Origin of the sequence: Pseudomonas sp. GD04015, assembly GCF_029837675.1 — a bacterium.
In the GTDB taxonomy this organism is placed as follows: Bacteria; Pseudomonadota; Gammaproteobacteria; order Pseudomonadales; family Pseudomonadaceae; genus Aquipseudomonas; species Aquipseudomonas paralcaligenes.
The window spans coordinates 13028-29926 of the sequence record NZ_JAOEEE010000009.1; the positions used below are offsets into that span (position 1 = coordinate 13028).

Below are 16899 nucleotides of genomic sequence, written 5' to 3' on the forward strand. Positions count from 1 at the left end.
TGGCCGGCGGCCGTGGCCGCCCGGCGTGATTCGTCGTTGCGCGCGGGTCAGGCGGCGTGGCCGCTGGCGGACACGCGGTGTTCCGGGCGGGCCATGAAGGCCCGGTAGATCTCGGCGCCGCTGCGGTCTTCCAGCACGTAGCCGCACAGCAGCGCCAGCACCAGCGCCGGGCTCTGCAGCGGCATGAAGTGACCGGAGGCTACATGCAGCGCCTCGATGTGCGCCGAGAAACCGGCCAGGCGGTCGATCTCCGCCGGCGGGCGCAGGCCGTCGTAGCTGCCGGCGACCAGCAGGGTGCGCGGCGGCAGGCGCGGCAGGTCGCGCTCCAGGTCGAGCCCGGCGAGCATGGCGAAGGTGGCGGCGAAGCCCTCGGGGTCGGCCGCCAGCCAGCGCAGGCGGAAGCGCTCGAAAACCGCGGCGTCGCTGCGCAGCGGCGCGGGCCAGGTGAGCTCCAGCAGCGCCGGGACCAGCTCGCGCAGGCCCTCCTGGCACAGCGCGGCCGCCCGCGCGCGGGTCGCCTCGCGCGCCGTTTCGGCCACGCCGCAGGCCGGCGCCATGCCGATCAGGTGGCTGCTGCGCCCGGGATGGCAGGCGGCGAAGCGGATGGCGATGGCCGCTCCCACCGCGACCCCGGCCAGCGCCACCGGGCCGGCGATGTTTAGCGCGTCGAGCAGGGCGGCAAGGTCGGCGACGTGGGTGTCGATGTGCAGGTCGCCCAGCACCTTCTCCGACAGGCCGGCGCCGCGAGTGTCGTAGCGCAGCGCCTGGACGTCCGCCGGCAGCGCGGCGAACAGGCCGTCCCAGCTTTCCAGGGCGCCGCCCATCTCGTGGATCAGCACCAGGGTGGCGCGCGGCTGCTGCACGCGGCGCAGCTGGTAGCGCAGGGCGCAGCCGTTGACCTCGATCCAGTTCATCGCGCCGCCCTCAGACCCGCTCGAACAGCGCGGCCATGCCCTGGCCGCCGCCGATGCACATGGTTTCCAGGCCGAAGCGGGCGTCGCGGCGGCGCATCTCGTGGAGCAGGGTGGTCATGATGCGGATGCCGGTGGCGCCGATGGGGTGGCCCAGGGAGATGCCCGAGCCGTTGACGTTGACCCGCTCGATATCGTCCATGTTCCAGGCGCGCAGCACGGCCAGGGCCTGCACGGCGAAGGCCTCGTTGACCTCGATCAGGTCCATCTCGTCCAGGCGTCGGCCGGTGCGTTCGAGCAGGCGGGCCACCGCCGGCACCGGGCCGATGCCCATGCGCGACGGCTCGCAGCCCGCCGCCGCCCAGTCGACCAGGCGCGCCAGCGGCTGCAGGTTGTAGCGCCTGGCGTATTCCGGCGAGACCACCAGGCAGGCGGCCGCGGCGTCGTTCTGCTGGCTGGAGTTGCCGGCGGTGCACACGCCGTCGGGCAGCAGCGCGCGCAGGCCACCCAGGCTCTCCACGCTGGCGTCGGCGCGGATGCCTTCGTCCATCGCCACGCTGGTGCTGGCGCCGCGCTTGCCGGGCACCTCCAGGGCCACCACCTCGTCGGCGAAGCGCCCGTCGCGCCAGGCCGCCGCGGCGTTCTGGTGGCTGCGCACGGCGAAGCGGTCGGCCTCGTCGCGGCCGATGGCGTAGTCGCGGGCCAGGTTCTCGGCGGTTTCCGGCATGCCGGAGATGTGGCCGAAGCGCTCCACCGGCTGCGAGCGCTCGCGGCCGCGCTCCAGGCGGTCGTGGAACCTGACGCTGCCGGCCCGCGCGCCCCAGCGCATGTCGGTGCTGTAGTACTCGATGTTGCTCATGCTCTCCACGCCGACCACCAGCACCGCCTGGGCGTGGCCCGTCTGCACGTGCATGGCGGCGTCGGCCAGGGCCTGCAGGCCGGAGCCGCAGCGGCGGTCCAGGGTGTAGCCCGGCACCTCGATCGGCAGGCCGGCGGCCAGCGCGGCGTAGCGGCCCATGCACGGCGCTTCGCTGGAGGCGTAGGACTGCGCCACGATCACCTCGTCGAGCGAGGCCGGCGGCACGTCCAGGCGCGCCATCAGGGTCTGGATCAGCGTGGCGGCCAGCCGGTCGGCGGTCAGCGGGGCGAGGGCGCCGCCGAACTTGCCGATGGGCGTGCGCAGGGGCGAAACGATCAGCGCGTCTTTCATGCAGCGAAACCTTCTGTGGCGAACGGGGCCCAGCATGGGCAACTCACCGGGGGCCAGCAATTTCGCATCGCGAAAGCCGGTGTTTCGCGTTGCTTAAGCGCCGCCGCCCGGCGCCGGCCGCCGCGCATGTTTGCCTTCGCCGAACGGCCACTTAAGGAAAACCCAATACCTGCGTCGCGGGCCGCCTGAGCATGCTTGCCCGCACCGGTACTGCCCGGAAGCCAACAAAAACAATCGAGACGGATACCCAACGATGCATAACAGCTCGCTCGCCCAGTTCTGCGCACTGCTCGCGCTGCCGCCGATCCTGGCGCTGCCGACGCAGGCCAGCGCGGACTTCATCGAAGACGCCACGGTCAACCTGGCCATGCGCAACTTCTACTTCAACCGCGACTTCCGCCAGGACGGCGCCGCCCAGTCCAAGCGCGAGGAATGGGCGCAGGGCTTCATGTTCAACGCCAGGTCCGGCTACACCGAGGGCACGGTCGGCTTCGGCCTCGACCTGTACGCCGCGCTGGGCGTGAAGCTGGACTCATCGGGCGCGCGCGCCGGCACCGGCCTGCTGCCGAACGCCTACGGCGACTCCGGCCCGGACACCTACAGCGACCTCTCCGGCGTGGCCAAGATGAAGATCTCCCGGACCGAGCTGAAGGCCGGCGGCTTCATGCCCAAGTCGCCGGTGCTGCTGTCGAGCGACGCGCGCCTGCTGCCGCCGATATTCAACGGCGTGACCCTGACCTCCAGCGACATCGACAACCTGGCGCTCGACATGGGGCGCTTCAGCAAGGTCAACTTCCGCAACTCCAGCGGCAACCACGACGACATCCTCGCCGGCAACTACGGCGTGGCCGGTGACCACTTCGACTACTTCGGCGCCATCTACAGCTTCAGCCCCCGGCTCAACGCCTCCTACTGGCGGGCCGAGCTGGAGGACGTCTACCAGCAGAACTACTTCGGCCTGCAGGCCAGCAGCGAGCCCATGGCCGGCTGGGTTCTGGGCGCCAACCTGGGCTACTTCGACTCGTCCGAGCAGGGCGCGGCGCGCGGCGGCGACATCGACAACGGCCTGACCTCGGTGCTGCTCTCGGCCAACCACGGCGCGCACACCTTCCGCCTCGGCTACCAGGACAACCGCGGCGACAGCCCCTTCCCGTACCTGCAGGACGCCGACGCCAACGTCGCCAACGTGGTGCAGATCCTCGATTTCACCCGCGCCGAGGAACGCTCCTGGCAGGTGCGCTACGACATCGACTTCGCTCCGTTCGGCGTGCCCGGCCTGACCTTCTTCGCCCGCTACCTGCGCGGCGACGGCTACGAGATCGCCGGCGAGAGCGGCAAGGAATGGGAGCGCAACCTGGACCTGAGCTACGTGGTGCAGGACGGCCCGCTGAAGAACCTGGGCATCCGCTGGCGCAACGCCATGGTCCGCTCCGACGGCGCCGGCGAACTGGACGAGAACCGCCTGATCCTGTCCTACACCATCCCCCTGAAATGATCGCCCGCCGGCCTCCACGAAAGGCCGGCATGCCTGTGGCCCCATCCGCAGGCCGAACGCCCGACCCTCACGAGGGGCCGGGCGTTTTTTTGCCGTAGGGTGCGCCATGCGCACCGCGTGCGCTTTTGTAGGAGCGAGCTTGCTCGCGAAGCTCTTAGCAGGCCTGATTCGCGAGCAAGCTCGCTCCTACAGTCGTGGTTCGGATAACAGTGCTGCTTTCACTTCAACGCCCAAGAAACTTCCAGGCAACTCGGAGCCCGAGTCCCCGTCAGGAGGCCGAGTGGAGGTGTTGCGCAGGGGGATGAGCCGCAGGGATGCGGCGAAAGGCATAACGGGCCATGGATGGCCCGTGTATGCCGTGCCCCCGGAGCATCACCGGAGCGAGGGAAGTCCGGGTGCAGCCCGGACCCGGATGCCGGGGTGCGCTTTCTTTTGCTTACTTTTCTTTGCGCAAACAAAGAAAAGTGAGTCGCCCGGGAGGGCGAAACCAGAAGCATCAGAATGCTCGGTAATCGGCTGAGCGGCAGAGCACCCATGCACACCGCTCCCGGATTTCATCCGGGCTACGAGTTCCCGTCCCCAAGGTGCGCGCGGCGCACCCTACGCAGTCCTGTCAGGGTTCGATCTCGCCCAGGCGAATGGCGATCCGCAGCGCCTCGGCCGTGGTCGCCGCCCCCAACTTTCCCCGCACGCGCCGCAGATGATTCTCCACCGTCCGCTCGGAAAGCCCCAGGATCAGCGCTGCGTCGGCCTGCCGCTTGCCGGCGGCGATCCAGCGCATAACCTCCCGCTCGCGCGCCGTCAGGCGCAGTGCCGAGGCTTCCCGCGGTGCCGTGGCGAACGACAGCGCCCGGTGCAGCGCCGCCTGCCCGACCAGGGTGAGCGCCAGGCGTGCGGCGGTCGTGCTGTCGATGGCGCGGCCGCCGAAACTCATTGCCCCGAGCAGGCCGTGGAGGCCGAAGATGGGCACCTGCAGGCCGTGGATGCCCAGCCCTCGGGGGCTGTTCACCACGCGGTAGGTTTCCTCGCCGGGGGCGCCGCGCTTGGTCCAGAAGAACGGCCGGTCGTTCTCCAGGATGTGGTGGTTGACCGGGCAGCGCTGCAGGTAGGACCGGGCGTCCACCGTCGCGCCATCGCCGAACCAGTCCCCTTCGACCCAGTAGAGGCGGTCGATCAGCTCCTCCCCGGAGGCGCTGGCCGAATAGAGCACGAAGCGGTCGTAGCCCAGCGGCGCGGCGAACGCCCGCACCGCGTCGGCCAGCGCGGCGAGGCTGTCGCTGCGCTCGATCGCCGTCACGGCGCGGGCCAGGGTGTCCAGGCTCATCCGCCGCGGGCCGTTTCGTCCAGCAGCGCCCGCGCGGCCAGCTTGCCCAGCGCGTTGGAGGCGAACGGGCTGTCGCCGGTGATCACCTTGCGGTCCTGGTGGGTGGCCCCGGTGACGTCGCTGTTGAGCAGGGTCACGCCCTGGGCCTGCAGCCGCTCGCCGAAGAACCAGGTCAGCCCGCCCGGCATGTAGCCGATCTCCGGCGTCTTGCGGTCCATGGCGTCGGGGAAGGCGCAGATCGAGTAGCCCGCGAACGGCGACGCCTCGCCGAAGACGCCGGCGGCGAGGAAGGCGGCCGGGCCGTGGCACAGCGAGATGACGTGGCGGTCGTTGGCCATCGCCCAGTTCAGCACCCGGGCCACCGCCTCGCTCTGCGGCAGGCCGATCAGCGCGCCATGCCCGCCGGGGATGAACACGCCGATGTAGTCGGCGCCGGCCTCCAGCGCATCGGCGATCTCGTCCAGCTTCCGGGGCTCGAGGAACTGCGGCAGGTATTTGCGATGCAGGTCGGTGATCGCCGTTTCCTCGCCGGGCATGGCCCACAGCTCGAACTTGACCGGGTTGCCGGACAGGGTGGCGACGTCGAAGTCGAAGCCGGCCTGGTGCAGGTGGTGCATCGGCACCAGCGTCTCGACCGGGTGGTTGCCGGTGGAGAACAGCTTGCCGGTGTCGGTGGGCAGGTAGCGCTCGTCCGCGGCGATCATCAGTATCTTGCGCGTGCCCTGGTAGGCGTCGGGGTAGTGGTCGCCGTCGAGGGGCGTCCTGGGGCTGGTGAATTCGCCGAGGGAATGGGGCGACGGGAAGAAGGCGTTGTGTTCGGCCGGGTCCGGGGTGGGTTGCTTGCGGTTTGCGGTATCGGTCATGCCATGCACTCCTGTGTGTGGTGCCGTTCATGCTGGCGCATTGGGGTTGGACCTCGAAGAGGGGAAATCCCTCAATCTGGCGGATAACACCCCTGGGTAGGGTGCGCCGTGCGCACCGAAGGCTTCGCGAGCAAGCTCGCTCCTACGGAAGCTATTCAAGGTAGACCAGGCCGCGCAGCGGCAGGAAACAGCCATCGGGCAACTCGGAGTTGAGGTTCCCGCCAGTCGTAGCCCGGATGAAATCCGGGGAAGGTGCCGGCCCATCCCGGATTTCATCCGGGCTACGGAACTGCTCCTGGGTTCCCGCCTGCGCGGGAATGACAGTTGCGGGAGCAACTCCACCCCCACCTCGTCATCCCCGCGCAGGCGGGGACCCAGAAGGGCTCGGGGGGCACTACAACATCTAATGGGGACATAGCCAAAAAAATGCCCGGCCGGAGCCGGGCGGAGCAAAACGGTATGGGGTCAGCCGGCGCGCTCCAGCAGCCGGCGGGCGCGGGCGATGACCGGGGCGTCGATCATCTGGCCGTCGAGCTGGTAGGCGCCGCCGGTGCCCGCGCCCGCGAGCACCCGTCGCGCCCAGTCCAGCTCGGCCTCGCTCGGGGCCAGGGCGGTGTGCACGACGGCGACCTGGCTCGGGTGGATGCAGAGCATGCCGGCGAAGCCCATGTCGCCGGCGTCGCGGGCAAAGCGGGCGAGGCCCTGCGGGTCGCCGATGTCCGGGAACACGGTGTCCAGTGGCGGCGCCAGGTCGGCCAGGCGGGACTGCACCAGCAGGGCGAAGCGCGCCTGGTCGAGCAGTCGTCCGGCGGCCGGGGTGCCGGCGGCCAGGCCCAGGTCCAGGCCCAGGTCGAGCCCGCCGAAGGTCAGCCGCTCGACGCCTGCGACGGTGGCGATCGCCGGCAGCTCGGCGAGTCCGCGCGCGCTTTCGATGATCGGCATCACCGGCTTGCCGAGGGCGGCGACCCGTGCCACCTGCTCGGCGCTCTCGGCCTTGGGCAGCAGCACGCCGAGCACGCCCGGGTGGCGGCAGAGTTCGAGGTCGGCGGCGTGCTGGGCGTGGCCGGCCATGTTCACCCGCACCCACACGCGGGCGCCGGCCTCGGCGTCGAGGTAGGCGCGCAGGTGGTCGCGGGCGTCGGCCTTGAGCGCTTCCTCGACGGCATCCTCGAAGTCGACGATGACCGTGTCGGCGCCGCTGGCCAGGGCCTTGGCGAAGCGCTCGGGGCGGCTGCCGGGGACGAACAGCGCGCTGCGCAGCGGGGCGCCCATCAGAACGACCGCGGCAGGTCGAGCAGGTGCTCGGCCACGTAGGACATGATCAGGTTGGTGGAGATCGGCGCCACCTGGTACAGCCGCGTCTCGCGGAACTTGCGCTCGACGTCGTATTCGCAGGCGAAGCCGAAGCCGCCGTGGGTCTGCATGCAGGCGTTGGCCGCGGCCCACGAGGCCTCGGCGGCGAGGTACTTGGCCATGTTGGCGGCGGCGCCGGCGTTGAGCCCGGCGTCGTATTCCTCGCAGGCGCGCCAGCGCATCAGGTCGGCGGCCTCGACCTCGATGTGTGCCTTGGCGATGGGGAACTGCACGCCCTGGTTCTGGCCGATGGGGCGGCCGAACACGCTGCGATCACGGGCGTAGGCGCTGGCCTTCTCGATGAACCAGCGGCCGTCGCCGATGCACTCGGCGGCGATCAGGGTGCGCTCGGCGTTGAGGCCGTCGAGGATGTAGCGGAAGCCCTTGCCTTCCTCGCCGATCAGGCTGTCGGCGGGGATTTCCAAGTTGTCGAAGAACAGCTCGTTGGTCTCGTGGTTGACCATGTTGGCGATGGGCTGCACGGTCAGGCCGTTGCCGATGGCCTCGCGCAGGTCGACCAGGAAGATCGACATACCGTCGACCTTGCGCTGCACCTCGGCCAGCGGCGTGGTGCGCGCCAGCAGGATCATCAGGTCGGAGTGCTGGACCCGCGAGATCCACACCTTCTGGCCGTTGACCACGTACTTGTCGCCACGGCGCACGGCGGTGGTCTTGATCTTGGTGGTGTCGGTGCCGGTGGTCGGTTCGGTCACGGCCATGGACTGCAGGCGCAGCTCGCCGGTGGCCAGCTTGGGCAGGTAGTAGCGCTTCTGCGCCTCGGTGCCGTTCCGCAGCAGGGTGAACATGTTGTACATCTGCCCGTGCACGGTGCCGGAGTTGCCGCCGCAGCGGTTGACTTCCTCGAGGATCACCGAGGCCTCGGCCAGGCCCAGGCCCGAGCCGCCGTATTCCTCGGGGATCATCGCCGACAGCCAGCCGGCGTCGGTCAGGGCCTTGACGAAGGCCTCTGGGAAGCCGCGTTCCTCGTCGATCCTGCGCCAGTACTCGGCAGGGAACTCGGCGCAGAGGGCGCGCACGCCGTCGCGGATGGCATTCAACTCTTCACTGTTGCGGTCGATCATGGGGCTTCCTCGGAAACGGGCGCCTGCTCCGGGGCAGGCGGTTTTTCATGGGGTCAGTCGAACTGCACGTCGGCCTGCTGGCACAGGCCGCCGGCGTTGCTCGCCCAGAGCCAGGCGTGGCCCGGTTCGGCGTGCTGGCCGCCGACCTGGAAGGCGTCGGGGGCGATCAGCGGGCGCACGCCGCGGAAGGCGAAGCGGCGCAGGCGCGCCAGCGGGTTGGCGCGGACGAACGCGGCCAGGCTCAGGGTGGCGGTCAGCGGACCGTGCACCACCAGGCCGGGGTAGCCCTCGGTGGCGGTCACGTAGGGCCAGTCGAAGTGGATGCGGTGGGCATTGAAGGTCACGGCCGAGTAGCGGAACAGCAGCACCGGGTCGGGCACCACGGCTTCCTGCCAGTCCGCCTCGGGCAGCGGTTCGCCGGCGCCCGGTTTGGGCGGGGTCGGCTCGCGGTAGACGATGTCCTGTTCCTCGCGGATGCACGTCACGCCGTCCTGCGCGTATTCGTGGCGCAGGGTGACGAACAGCAGCGAGCCGCTGCGCCCGTGCTTTTCCTCGATGCGCTCGATGGTGGTGGTGCGGCAGGCCTCGCCGCCGACCCGCAGCGGTTCGAGGAACTCCAGCCGGCCGCCGGCCCACATGCGGTTGCGGCCGTGGGCCGGCGGCATGAAGCCGCCCAGCGCGGGGTGGCCGTCCGGGCCCAGGCCGGCGCAGGCGACCGGCTCGTTGAAGAAGCACCAGTGCCACAGCCACGGCAGTTCCTCGCCGTGGGCCGGGGCCTGGGTGTCGAAGGTCGCCGCGATGCGGCTGACCAGGTTGCGGCTCAACTGGTCGTGCACCTGCTGGGTACGTCCCAGCCACTGCGCCGGATCGAAATCTGCCATGCCTTGCATCCCGTTCATGTCGTGGCGGCATGATGCAGGGGTGGCCGGAGGGCGAGGAATTCGCTTTTGCGGAAGCCCGCCTCAAGCCCACGCTAATACGCAGGCGCGCGGGAGCGAGGGGCGTTTCTTAATGATGAACGGTCTTTCATTCTGCAACGCCGCTGGCCGGCGCTGCTCGGGTTCCTGGAAATAGTCCTGTTTTTTCAATGGGATAGCGGCGCGGAATTTCTGGCACCCATATTGCCTGAGCAGTCGTACCCGAAACGCGCCGTGCCCGTCGAGGCATGGCTGGCAACGAGGAGACAGCATGTCCAGCCGCATAAAAATAATAATCCCCATCCCGATGGACGCCGAGGCCGCGGCCAATCGCTCCAGCCAGCTGCCCGCCCACCTGATCCTGCCGGGCTTCGAGCCGGAGTTCGTGCCGGTGGCCAAGGGCGCGTCCCTGGCCGACAGCGCCTACGACGTGCTGCTGATGGACTTCTCCGTGGTCCAGGCCGGCATCCGCGCCCAGGAGGAAGGCTACAGCGCGGTGTGCATCGACACCGTCAGCGACTCCGGCCTGGCCGCCCTGCGTTCGCGGCTGGACATCCCGGTGGTCGCGCCGGGCATGTCGGCCTTCCACATGGCCTGCATGCTGGGCAAGAAGTTCAGCGTCATCACCATGTGGGACCAGTGGTTCGCCCTGTACGAGAAGACCCTCACCGAATACCGCCTGTGGGACCGGGTCGCCTCGCTGCGCTCGATCAACACCCGGCCGGACCTCAAGGAGCTGCTGGCCGGCAAGGAGGACGTGGTGTTCGCCAAGCTGGAGGCCGAGGCGCGCCGGGCGATGGAGGAGGACGGCGCCGACGTCATCGTGCTCGGCTCGACCACCATGCACCAGTCCCACGCCTACCTGGCCGAGCGCCTGCCGATCCCGGTGATTAACCCCGGGCTGGTGTCCTACAAACTCTGCGAGCTGATGCTCGGCCTGGGCCTCAAACACAGCCGCAAGGCCTACCCGGCACCGGAAAACCCCAACGACGCCGCCTATCACGGCTTCGCCCTCTGACAACAAGAAAACGGGAGACCACCATGTCGCGACTCAACCGGCAGCAGCTGATCGAGCTGGCCACCCAGAAATACTTCGGCAACGTCGACAGCAAGAACATGGAGCCGGTGCTCGACTGCTGCCACGAAGACGTCGAGTTCACCATCCAGACCGACAACCTCACCCACAGCGGCCATGCCGGCGTGCGCAAGATGTTCGACAACCTGTTCTCCGGCTTCGAGGAAATCTGGCACGGCGACTTCGAGACCGCGGCCGACGAGGAGACGCAGACGGTCTGCGCGCGCTTCAACGTCTACCTCAAGGACCACCAGGGCAACGAGACCCGTCTGCGCAACTGCAACTTCTGGTACGTGGAGGACGGCCGCTTCCGCCGCGTGTTCGTCTTCATGAGCGGCGAGAACGTCCTGCGCTGAGGACGCCGCCGCGGTGATACGCCTGGCCGCTCCGCACGGAGCGGCCCATCCCACAAGAACAATAAGGATGAGGAACGATGACCCAGCCCAAGCAGCCGGGGGAGCTTCGCTATCCCTCGATTTTCTCCCCGCTCCGGATCGGCAACATCACGGTGCGCAACCGCCTGATGCAGACCGCCCACGCCAAGGGCTTCGCCTCGGCCGACGGCCTGACCAACGACCGCGACATCCACTACCAGGCCGAGCGCGCCAAGGGCGGCATCGGCCTGATCGTCACCGGTGCCCGCCACGTCCACCCGCAGTCCACTGGGCCGAACCGCTCCCTGGCCCGCGGCAACCGCGAGGAGATGATCGAGCGCGACGCCGAGATGGTGAACGCGGTGCACGCCTTCGGCGGCCGCATCGTCGCCCAGCTGATCCACTTCGGCCCACAGGGCCGCAGCGGCGCGCTGGACGACTACCGCCTGCTGATGGGGCCGTCGACCATGAAGTCGCCGGCCTACAACGAGTGGGCCAGGGAAATGACCAAGGCCGAGATGGACGAGGTTTCCGAGCATTTCGCCTTGGCCGCGCGCAACGCCCAGGCATCCGGCTTCGACGGCGTCGAGCTGCACTACTCGCACGGCTACCTGCACCAGCAGTTCCTCTCCTTCGTCTACAACAAGCGCACCGACGAGTACGGCGGCAGCCTGGACAACATCGTGCGCTTCCCCATCGAGACCATGCAGCGGGTGCGCGAGGCGGTGGGGCCGGACTTCGTGGTCGGCATCCGCGTCTCGCTGGACGAATGCACGGTCGAGGGCATGCACGCCGACACGGCGATCCTGATGACCCGCAAGATGGTCGAGACCGGCCTGATCGACTACGTCAGCGCCACCGCCGGCACCTACGCCGCCCACGCCGACCAGATCCCGCCGGGCGACTACCCGGAGAACTGGCTGGTGGAGGACGGCGCCCGCCTGCGCGCCGCGCTGCGCGAGGTCAGCGACATCCCGGTGTTCATCGTCGGCCACATCGTCGACCCGGAAAAAGCCGAGTCGCTGGTCGCCAGCGGCGCCACCGACATGGTGGCGATGACCCGCACGCAGATCGCCGACCCCGAGTTCTGCAACAAACTGCTGCAGGGCCGCGAGGACGAGATCAGCCACTGCATCCGCTGCAACCAGGCGTGCATCGCCCGGCTGATGGCCGGCAACGCCATCTCCTGCGTGGTCAACCCGGCGGCCGGGCGCGAGCAGCGCTTCGGCCTGCACACCCTGAGGGCGGCCGAGCGGCCGGCCGACTGGCTGGTGGTCGGCGGCGGCCCGGCCGGCATGAAGGCCGCGCTGACCCTGCGCCAGCGCGGCCACCGGGTGACCCTGGTGGAGCGCGGCGAGCGCCTCGGCGGGCAGACCCTGCTGGCCGCGCAGCTGCCGCGCCGGCACAAGTTCGGCTTCATCGCCCGCGATCTCGAAAGCCAGCTGCGCAAGGCCGGCGTGGACATCCGCCTGAACACCGCGCTGGACGCCGAGGCCATCGTCGCCTGGGGTGCCGACGGGGTGATCCTGGCCACCGGCTCGACCCCGCTGAAGACCGCCTTCACCTCGACCCGCCCGGCCGTGGACCGGGTGCCCGGCACCGAGCAGGACAACGTGCTCAGCGTGGTCGAGGTGCTGCAGGCGCCGGAGCGGGTCGGCAAGCGCGTGGTGCTGTTCGACGAGGACGGCGGTCGCTACGCCCTGGGCACCGCGGAATTCCTCCTCGACCGTGGCCACGAGGTGCACCTGGTCAGCCGCTTCACCGCCCTGGCGCCCAACCTGGCGCTGACCCTGGACCTGCCGGTGAACTACCGCCACGTGTTCGCCAAGGGGCTGCGCTACACCATCAACAGCTGGGTGCGGCGCATCGACGGCAGCCGCGCGCAACTGCTCAACCTGTTCACCGACCAGGACAGCGAGGTGCTGGAGGCCGACAGCTTCGTCATCGCCGCCGGGCACCAGCCGAACGACGGACTCTACCGCCAACTGGAAGGGCGCATCGCGCGCCTGTACTGCATCGGCGACGCGCGCCTGCAGCGCCCCCTGCAGGACAGCATCTACGAAGGCATGCTGGCTGGCCGCGAGCAGCTCGACGATCCGGCGCGCTTCATCGAGCAGGGCGCGCTGGAAGGCTTCGGCGCCGACTGGCGCACGGCCATGGGCGCGCCTGTGGCCTGAGCGGCGGTGCGCGCGGCGCACCCTACGCACGCCAGCAGAGTTGCAACGGCAGAGCGTCGGCTCTGCGCGACATAACGACATTTCGGGCCGGCACCGCCGGACCCGGGGAGAATCCCGATGACCGTCGAACGCTACCCGCACCTGTTCTCGCCGCTGAAGATCGGCAACGTCACGGTGCGCAACCGCATCATGCAGTCGGCCCACGCCATGGCCTTCAACTCGCCTGAGGGACTGACCAACAACCGCGACATCCACTACCACGCCGCCCGCGCCAAGGGCGGCATCGGCCTGATGATCACCGGCAACCGGCTGATCCACCCGACCTCCAACACCTTCTGCCGCGGCTACTCCTACGGCTACCGACCGGAGATGGTCGAGCGCGACAAGGCGCTGACCGACGTGGTGCACGGCTTCGGCTCGCACATCTTCGCCCAGCTCAACCACTTCGGCGTGATGGGCGAGACCCACGCGATGGACGACTACCGGGTGCTCTGGTCGTCGTCCAACATCAAGTCGCCGGTGTTCGGCGAAATGGCCAAGGCCATGGAACGCTCGGACATGGACGAGATCGTCGAGGGCTGGGTACGTTCCGCCGAATACTCCAAGCTGGCCGGCTTCGACGGCGTGGAGGTGCACCTGGCGCACAGCTACCTGCTGCACCAGTTCATCTCGCCGCTGTTCAACAAGCGCGATGACGAGTACGGCGGCAGCTTCGACAATCGCATGCGCTTCCCGCTGGAAGTGATCCGCGCGGTGCGCGAGCGGGTCGGCCGCGACATGGTGGTCGGCATCCGCCTGTCGATGGACGAGATGGTCCCCGGTGGCATGGAGATCGCCGACTGGATCGAGGTCGCGCAGACCATCGAGGCCACCGGCGACATCGACTACATCATGGCCACCGCCGGGGTCTACCAGTCGGCTACCTACATCATGCCGCCCTACGACGTGCCCGACGGCTGGCTGGCCGACCCGGTGGCGCGGCTGAAAAAGGCGGTCGGGCTGCCGGTGTTCTGCGTCTCCGGCATCGGCAGCGCCGGCGAGGCCGAGGCCATCCTGGCCCGTGGCGGCGCCGACATGGTGGCGATGACCCGCGCGCAGATCGCCGACCCGGAATTCGCCAACAAGACCGCCGCCGGCCGCGAGGACGAGATCTACCACTGCCTGCGCTGCAACCAGGGCTGCGTCTCGCGGCTGTTCCACGGCACCTCGATGACCTGCCAGATCAACCCGGCCACCGGCCGCGAGGAAGTCTTCGGCCCGCAGACCCTGGAACTGGCGCCGGTCAGCCGGCACTGGGTGGTGGTCGGCGGCGGCCCGGCCGGGATGAAGGCCGCCGAGGGCCTGGCCAAACGCGGACACAAGGTCACCCTGCTGGAGAAGGGCGCGGAGCTGGGCGGCCAGGTCAACCACATCGTGCGCCTGCCGCGCCGCGACTCCTTCGCCTGGATCACCGAGGACCTCAAGGTGCACATGACCAAGCACGGCGTGCAGGTGCGGCTGAACTGCGAGGCCAGCGTCGACATGGTGAAGGCGCTGAACCCCGACGGCGTGATCGTCGCCACCGGCTCGCTGCCGGACCGCAGCGGCTATTCCGACATCAACCCGCTGGTCGACCGGGTGCCGGGGCTGGACGCCGACCACGTGTTCACCGCCCTGGACGTGCTGGCCCACCCGGAAAAGGTCGGCCACCGCGTGCTGGTGCTGGACGAGGAGGGCAACCGCTATTCGGCCGGGATCACCGAACTGCTGGTGGAGAACGGCCACGAGGTGCACGTGCTGACCCGCTGGAACGCGCTGTTCCACCGCCTGGGCACCACCCTGGACCAGCCGGTGGTGTACGCCAACCTGTTCAGCCGCGGGCTGACCTACACCCTCAACGCCTGGGTCAGCCAGGTACGCGGCGGCGAGGTGGACGTGTTCAACCTCTACAGCGGCGACGAAGAGACGCTCAGCGGTTTCGACAGCATCGTCCTGGCGGTCCGCCACCTGCCGCAGGACGCCCTGTACCACGCGCTCAAGGCCGAGTTGCCGAACGTCCACCGGGTCGGCGACGCGGTGGTGCCGCGCAAGACCGACCACGCGATCTTCGAGGGCTTCCTGGCCGGGCGGGAAATCTTCGACAACTGGAAACGCTACATCGAGCCGGGGTCGATCGAGGGATTTGACGGGCCGATGGCGTTGCAACGTTTCCTCTGAATGCTCCGAGGGAAAGACTTGCCGGCACCTCGTGCCGGCTTTTTTTTGAGCGGCTTTTGGGGCCGCTTCGCGGTAGGGTGCGCTGTGCGCACCGGGGATGTGCGGGTTTGCTGGGGCCGGCTCGTAGCCCGGATGAAATCCGGGATTTGGTTTCTCGCTCATTGGCGAGCGTACTGACGGTTCCGGTTTCGCCTCCCGGCGAGTCACTTTTCCCAATCGCGCCTGCCCGGCCGGGACAACAGTCACCCCAAACGCTGCCCGCCATCCGGCCCTTCGCCCGCTCTCTCAGTACGCTTTGTGGCTAGCTAGCGGTAAAACCGCTCCGACGATAGGACGGACAAGCCCAGAATACGACCAGGCCAAACTTACCCATCAAAACGCGGGATAGCGATCACCAAGAAGCTGCGTCGGCTTAAATGAATTCTTAGGGTTCACCCGAGACCTCCAAGACCCGAGCGAAGGCTACCAGCTTGGTGCCCTCTTGAATCCGCCACTCTCGCCCTGGAATCAGTAGTTCCTTTAGACCAGCCCCGCCCAGGAAGTGGATTGAAACCCGGCGGCTTTCACCAGGTGCAATCTCATCCCCAGGAAGTAACTCGATCTGGCCTATGTAGAAGGCGCGATCGTCAGGCGAACCAAAGTTGTGATTAGGGCGGTACTGGGCGCGAGCCGGGCATGTCTTGCCGCCCTCAGCGCTGGAAAGAAACCGAACATCAGCGACCACGTCAATTGGTGGGTCATCATCCAGAAGGTCAATGAACCATGTCGCGCTCATCTGGGGCTTCTAACGATGAGACTAACGGCAGTTGAGCGCATTGTTAGCAGGCTCATACTGACCAATTTCTTAGCTTGGCTATTTCCGCTACTAGCCGGGGAATGTCTTGCTTGGCCGCAGCAACGAAATCTTGATCTGCCCCTGTGCCACCTGTGAGCTCAATATTTGTGCACGATGTCTGGATGAAATTTGAGCCGGATGTATGGTCGCGTCCTTCGACAAATGAACGCCACGGCCCTGGTGTTGCATTGTTACAGCGGGTGAGGATCTGATGTAGTTCTTCTTCCGTGATGCACATATTTTCCTCTTGAGGCTACTAACGCCTGAGTTAAGCCGCGCCGAAGCGGCGTCGGATTGAATGAATTTTCAGGCGCCAGCGAGCTGCCAAACGCCGTGCGGTGAGGCCTCAGCAGCTTTCATGACGCCTTTGCGACGAAGTACATTAGCTGACCAACGCATGTCGTACTGCCATGTGTAGAACAGGTCGCCGGACGAACGCAGATCCGACTCGTGATGCTTCCAGAGATCATGCGCCACTTCGACGAGGGAAGCGCTGCCACCCAAGCGCCCCAGAGCGGCGATAACCCAATCTGTTAAGTCATGCTTTGTGGCCACTTGCGATTCCTCTCTTATGACGCCTAACGTTTGGTTAAGGGGCGGTCGCTTGTGGCCGCCCTAAGTGAGCGAAACGAACGACTTGAGCCACTACTTATTATTAGGGGCATTTTAACTCCATGCTGCTAGCTAGCTCTGAGTTATAGCGCTCTGCAAAGCTTTTAGCTGCTGGTTGCAGATTAACTATTTCATCGCTGCATAGAATATCGGATGTGCCTGGCATGTGTTTTATTTGCGCTTTTTGATGTAGGCAAGCCATTATGTCGTTTGTAAGCCCTGGAGTGTTTACGGAGTAGCCATGCACCCCATAAAATGAGGGATTGGAAAGTTTGGCCTCTTCTTTTGCTAGCTCCTCAGGATTTAGCTGCAGAAGTGCTTTGAGCTCAGCAAGATCTTTTTCTTGCGGCGGGCAATCAACTGCTTCGGTTTCAGCGCATGCAGAAAGAAAAGCCATCGTGGCGACTAGTGCGATGCGTCCAAGCACAGGTAATGCTCCTAACGATTAAGCTAGCGGGCAGACAAAAACGTAGCT

The 16899-nt window shown here is 67.5% G+C and carries 15 protein-coding genes and 1 pseudogene; 6 read left to right on the forward strand and 10 right to left on the reverse strand.

Going from position 1 to position 16899, the window contains the following annotated elements; genetic code table 11:
- Positions 1-47 precede the first annotated feature (47 nt).
- Positions 48-914, reverse strand: a complete 867-nt coding sequence (locus tag N7640_RS10105; protein ID WP_279905224.1) for an alpha/beta hydrolase — start codon at positions 912-914, stop codon at positions 48-50.
- A gap of 10 nt (positions 915-924) precedes the next feature.
- Positions 925-2121: an acetyl-CoA C-acetyltransferase gene (locus tag N7640_RS10110; protein ID WP_279905222.1), complete on the reverse strand. Its 1197-nt coding sequence runs from the start codon at positions 2119-2121 to the stop codon at positions 925-927.
- Between the two features lie 253 nt (positions 2122-2374).
- Here N7640_RS10110 and N7640_RS10115 point away from each other — a divergent pair, with 253 nt between their 5' ends.
- The gene (locus tag N7640_RS10115; RefSeq protein ID WP_279905221.1) at positions 2375-3616 is read left to right on the forward strand and encodes an OprD family porin; all 1242 of its coding nucleotides are present in this window, start codon (positions 2375-2377) and stop codon (positions 3614-3616) included.
- A 613-nt stretch (positions 3617-4229) separates the two neighbouring features.
- Here N7640_RS10115 and N7640_RS10120 read toward each other — a convergent pair.
- The 5 genes from N7640_RS10120 to N7640_RS10140 all read right to left on the reverse strand — a co-directional run bounded on the left by N7640_RS10120 (position 4230) and on the right by N7640_RS10140 (position 9119).
- Positions 4230-4940, reverse strand: a complete 711-nt coding sequence (locus tag N7640_RS10120; protein WP_279905220.1) for a PA1136 family autoinducer-binding transcriptional regulator — start codon at positions 4938-4940, stop codon at positions 4230-4232.
- A complete protein-coding gene (gene hchA / locus N7640_RS10125; RefSeq protein ID WP_279905218.1) occupies positions 4937-5803 on the reverse strand; it encodes a glyoxalase III HchA in 867 nt (288 codons plus the stop codon). Before hchA ends, N7640_RS10120 begins: the two co-directional genes overlap by 4 nt.
- A 465-nt stretch (positions 5804-6268) precedes the next feature.
- Positions 6269-7078 (reverse strand): CoA ester lyase, encoded by an 810-nt coding sequence (locus N7640_RS10130; RefSeq protein ID WP_279905243.1) that lies wholly within the window; start codon positions 7076-7078, stop codon positions 6269-6271.
- On the reverse strand, positions 7075-8235 hold the full coding sequence (locus tag N7640_RS10135; protein ID WP_220812286.1) for an acyl-CoA dehydrogenase family protein: 1161 nt from the start codon (positions 8233-8235) through the stop codon (positions 7075-7077). The genes N7640_RS10130 and N7640_RS10135 overlap by 4 nt, the downstream gene beginning before the upstream one ends.
- A gap of 56 nt (positions 8236-8291) precedes the next feature.
- Positions 8292-9119 (reverse strand): MaoC family dehydratase N-terminal domain-containing protein, encoded by an 828-nt coding sequence (locus tag N7640_RS10140; protein ID WP_220811773.1) that lies wholly within the window; start codon positions 9117-9119, stop codon positions 8292-8294.
- Between the two features lie 307 nt (positions 9120-9426).
- On the opposite strand from N7640_RS10140, the gene N7640_RS10145 reads away from it, so the two are divergent.
- The 5 genes and pseudogenes from N7640_RS10145 to N7640_RS10165 form a co-directional block, all read left to right on the forward strand.
- Positions 9427-10173, forward strand: coding sequence for an aspartate/glutamate racemase family protein (locus N7640_RS10145; RefSeq protein ID WP_220811775.1), 747 nt, complete (start codon positions 9427-9429; stop codon positions 10171-10173).
- Positions 10174-10196: 23 nt separating this feature from the next.
- On the forward strand, positions 10197-10586 hold the full coding sequence (locus N7640_RS10150; protein WP_220811777.1) for a nuclear transport factor 2 family protein: 390 nt from the start codon (positions 10197-10199) through the stop codon (positions 10584-10586).
- A 77-nt stretch (positions 10587-10663) separates the two neighbouring features.
- Positions 10664-12781, forward strand: a complete 2118-nt coding sequence (locus tag N7640_RS10155) for an FAD-dependent oxidoreductase (protein WP_220811779.1) — start codon at positions 10664-10666, stop codon at positions 12779-12781.
- A 117-nt stretch (positions 12782-12898) separates the two neighbouring features.
- Positions 12899-14977 (forward strand): FAD-dependent oxidoreductase, encoded by a 2079-nt coding sequence (locus N7640_RS10160; RefSeq protein WP_279905216.1) that lies wholly within the window; start codon positions 12899-12901, stop codon positions 14975-14977.
- Positions 14978-15263: 286 nt separating this feature from the next.
- Positions 15264-15365: pseudogene (locus N7640_RS10165) on the forward strand (DNA-binding protein); the annotation flags it as partial.
- A gap of 36 nt (positions 15366-15401) precedes the next feature.
- Here N7640_RS10165 and N7640_RS10170 read toward each other — a convergent pair.
- The 3 genes from N7640_RS10170 to N7640_RS10180 form a co-directional block, all read right to left on the reverse strand.
- A complete protein-coding gene (locus N7640_RS10170) occupies positions 15402-15752 on the reverse strand; it encodes a hypothetical protein (protein ID WP_279905214.1) in 351 nt (116 codons plus the stop codon).
- A gap of 366 nt (positions 15753-16118) precedes the next feature.
- Positions 16119-16367 (reverse strand): hypothetical protein, encoded by a 249-nt coding sequence (locus tag N7640_RS10175; RefSeq protein WP_279905212.1) that lies wholly within the window; start codon positions 16365-16367, stop codon positions 16119-16121.
- Positions 16368-16467: 100 nt separating this feature from the next.
- Complete coding sequence (locus tag N7640_RS10180) at positions 16468-16851, reverse strand: hypothetical protein (RefSeq protein WP_279905210.1); 384 nt, start codon at positions 16849-16851, stop codon at positions 16468-16470.
- Positions 16852-16899 lie beyond the last annotated feature (48 nt).